The organism is Haladaptatus sp. W1, from assembly GCF_001723155.1.
Lineage (GTDB): Archaea > Halobacteriota > Halobacteria > Halobacteriales > Haladaptataceae > Haladaptatus > Haladaptatus paucihalophilus.
Genome location: NZ_MEIH01000201.1, coordinates 1 through 3750 on the forward strand (window position 1 = coordinate 1; position 3750 = coordinate 3750).

Here is a 3750-nt window from a genome sequence, read left to right on the forward strand (position 1 = left end):
TTACTGCCGACGTTCGTCGACTCGACGTTGCCGATGAGGCTGCCCTTGACCTGCGAGTTCTTCACTTTGAACGTGGTGTGCGCCGCGACGAGCGCCGAGGCCGCGCCGTTCGTGTTCGAGTCAGTGCAGTCGATGTCGCAGTTTTCGAACGTCACCACGTCGCTTTCCGTCCCGTAGCCGTCATAGACGCCGCGGGAGTTCACGACGCCGCCGTTTATCGGGTGGAGCGGGACGTCGTTCGTGTTGTAGATGACGGTGTTTTTCACCGTCGTGCCGTCCGTCGCGATGCGGAGGTGGCTGATGTTGTTGTTCTTCATGAGACAGCGGTCGAACGCCAGCGTTCCGCCGCCGCCGCTCGATTTCGCCGCGCCACCCGCGTAAATCGCGTTGCCGGTCCAGCCGTTCATCGTGACTTCGGTGATGTCGATGTGTCCCGCGAAGGACTTCGGAATCCCGATGGCGCCCTTGCGAACCATGTCGCCCGAAACGCCGTCACCGAGGTAGACGTGCTCGATGGTCCCGGTACCCGACGCCGTGATGAGGTTGGGATAGCCGCCGAGGTTCTTTCCCGGCGGGTGCGGGCCGCTCGTGTCGGCCTCGCCGGTGACCCCGACGTTGCGAATCGTCCAGTCGGAGCCGCTCGCGACGATGCGAACGTCCGCGCCCGACGCGCTGATGTCGATGAGCTTGTTCTCGAACGTCTCGCCGCTGCCGACGGTGAACTGCTTCGCCGTGTTCGCGGGAATCGTGATCGTTTCGTACTCTTTTGCCGTCGTGACGCCGGTCGCCATACCCGTACCAGCCGCGGCAACCGCAGCCGCACCGGTCAACTTCAGATACGAACGACGGTCGACGGAATCGCTATCCGCACGACTATCGTCTGCTGTCGTACTGCAATCGCGTGCCATGCGGTCTTCAATGCAAAGAGGCCGATTAATATTCTTTCGGTGTCGCGCTGTACGTCTCAACCGACATGAAGGTCACAACGAACTCCATGATTATGTGAAAATATCATGACTATCCTTCACGTGGTGTGGTCGATGACGGACCGGACCGTACGGTTGAGGGCGATTACTCCGGCGTACGGTGCCTATAACAAAGCCACACGGACGCGTTGGTTGTCCAACCGTGACCCCGAGAATGCAAGGAGAACTCGACCGACCGCGAATGGAACGACTCCGACGGCCCCGATTCGAACGCCCCGGTCGTTCGCCGAACGTGTATCCCTCCGTTTCTTCCGTTTCGAATGGCGACGAGTGACTCTCACCTCTCGAAACTGCTGTCGAGTTCGGTGCTCATCGTCGTCGGCGTCGTCGTCGCGTCCGTCGGTCGATTGATAGAACGCATCATCATCGCCCACTGGTTCTCGCCGCAACTGTACGGCGAGGTGACCATCGCGCTCGCCATCATGACCATCGGAACGACGATTTCGCTCGTCGGGCTGAACGACGGCATTCCGCGGTTCGTCTCCCGATACGACGACGACCAGGACGTTCGCGGCGTGTGGCTGTTCGGACTGGGGTTCGCGCTGGCGGTCAGCCTCGCCGTCAGCCTCGTCCTGTACCTGAACGTGAACCGCATCGCCATCGCGCTGTTCGAGACGGACGTCGCCCGCGAGTTGCTCCGCCTGTTCGTCCTCACGATTCCGGTCAGCGTCGGCCTGACCGTCGGCGTGAGCGCGCTCCGCGGGATGGAGAACACGCGCTACAAACTGTACACGAAGGATTTCCTCCATCCCTGCCTCCGAATCGTCCTGCTCGTCGCGCTGGTCGCGGGCGGTTTCGACCTCGTGTCGGTGGGGTACGCCTACTTCGCGGCCACGCTAGCAACGCTCCTCGTCGTCTACCTCCTCTCGAACCGCCTCGTCCGTCTCGTCGGACCGGTTCGGACCCACACCCGCGAACTGCTCACCTATTCGGCACCGCTCATCGTGACGATGGTGCTCTCCATCCTGTTGACGCGGATGGACACCCTCATGCTCGCCCAGTTTCGCACCTCGAACGAGGTCGGCGTGTACAACGCGGCGTACCCGCTGGCGAACAGCCTGCTCATGGTCATCTCCTCGTTCGGCTACCTCTACCTGCCGCTCACGTCCCGCCTCGACGCGGAGGGAGAACGCGAGGAGGTGACGAGCATCTATCGCATCACGACGAAGTGGATTTACGTCCTCACCTTCCCCGCCTTTCTCGTATTCACCGTCTTCCCGGACGACGTGCTCTCGCTCTTCTTCGGGTCCGGATACACGGGCGGCGGTATCGTCCTCGCGCTCCTCTCGGTCGGCTTCTTCACGAGCGCGGCGGCGGGGAGAAACCGAACGACGCTGGCCGCGCTCGGCCACACGAAGGCCATCCTCGGGGTGGATATCCTCACGCTCGCGCTCAACTTCGCCGTGAACCTCCTCCTGATTCCGACGTACGGGATGGTCGGTGCCGCGGTCGCGTCGTCGGGGGCCTATGTCGTCCGCAACCTCGCGCTCAACGTCGTCCTCCTGACCAAGTGCGGAATTACCCCGTTCTCCGCGTACACGAACCGGACGTACGTCGTCCTGCCGCTCGTCCTGTTCCCCGTCGGTCTCCTCGCGGGGCGCTGGCTGACGCTCTCCCTGCTGACGCTCCCCGTCTTCCTGGTCTGCACCGGACTCGTCGGTCTCGCCGCCGTCACCGTCGCCGGTGGTCTCCAACCGGAAGACGGCGCGTTCATCGAGTTCATCGAGGGGGCGCTCGGCGTCGAAGTCCCCGCGATTCAACGCTACGTCCCGATGCAGGGCGAGTGACGGGACTCGGACGAGCGCCGGACCGTCAAACGAACACCCGACCCGAAGCGGGATACTGAATTTTACTGTATTTCACCAATCTGTACCTTACAATACTATTTAATACTGGATTCTACTGAAACCCATCAAACTCTACTGACTAGGTGAGATATCCACTAAATCGAACAGATAGACACCAAACCACACGGGATGGCACCGAATCGGACTATCGACTCCAATAGAGAACGGTGCGATGCCACCACGCTCCGGTGTCCCTCGAATCGTTGCCACTGCCGACAGCCTTTTGACCTCGGTGGCGTTACGGAGATTATGGTCGCACAGACGATGGATCGCGTTCCGCGAGAACAGTAATCGACTACTTCTGACTGCGAGAGGTGATAGTACATGCTAGCCAGTAGTCACGCCCTCGCTCGAACGGGCCTCGACGCCGCCGCGCTCAAACCCGCAGAGTGTGACGTGCGTCAGGCGCATTCGATGCCGTTCGAGACGGTGACGATAGATTACGAGGGCCGCGAGCACCTCCCCGACACGGAGACGCTCCGCGAACTGGCGGCGGAGAAAAACGTGCTAATGACCGTCCCCGTCCGGGCGGACGGGTTCGACCCGCTCGGTGACGACTCGCTGTTCGGCCGACTGCCGGACGGCGTCGGAACAGTGTTCGTCGCCGGACACTCGGCCTATCTCACCGAGGACGAACGGAGTCGGGCGATAGCGCCTCGACTCGGGGCCGCGCTGGAGCGGTCCCCCGACGGGTGGGTCGGCACGGAGGGTATCGAACGCGTCGCCACGGCGACAGGGGCGACGCAGTTCGAACTGCTGTCCCGCTCGACGACCCGCGACGTGCGCGCGCTTCGCGCCGCCGGGTTCGACGGGACGGTCGCGGTGTACGCGCCGACCGTCCTCACCGACGACGAGGACGCGATACTCGACGCGGTGGGCGCGTACGTCGCCCGGCGCAAACCCGTGGCGCGGGCGCT

General features: G+C 62.8%; 3 protein-coding genes. 2 read left to right on the plus strand and 1 reads right to left on the minus strand.

What is annotated here, in order from left to right; genetic code table 11:
* Positions 1–908, minus strand: a 908-nt coding sequence (locus BG842_RS09850) for a hypothetical protein (RefSeq protein WP_254663026.1), incomplete at its 3' end; no start/stop codon positions are given.
* A 338-nt stretch (positions 909–1246) separates the two neighbouring features.
* On the opposite strand from BG842_RS09850, the gene BG842_RS09855 reads away from it, so the two are divergent.
* Together BG842_RS09855 and BG842_RS09860 are read left to right on the plus strand one after the other, a co-directional pair.
* Positions 1247–2773, plus strand: coding sequence for a flippase (locus tag BG842_RS09855; RefSeq protein WP_069450616.1), 1527 nt, complete (start codon positions 1247–1249; stop codon positions 2771–2773).
* Positions 2774–3157: 384 nt separating this feature from the next.
* Positions 3158–3750 (plus strand): luciferase (locus tag BG842_RS09860; protein ID WP_069450617.1); only part of this gene is annotated, 593 nt, incomplete at its 3' end.

Bases quoted from the DNA above. Each gene is read 5' to 3' on its own strand.
- BG842_RS09855 (WP_069450616.1), top strand. From the start codon at position 1,247: ATGGCGACGAGTGACTCTCACCTCTCGAAACTGCTGTCGAGTTCGGTG.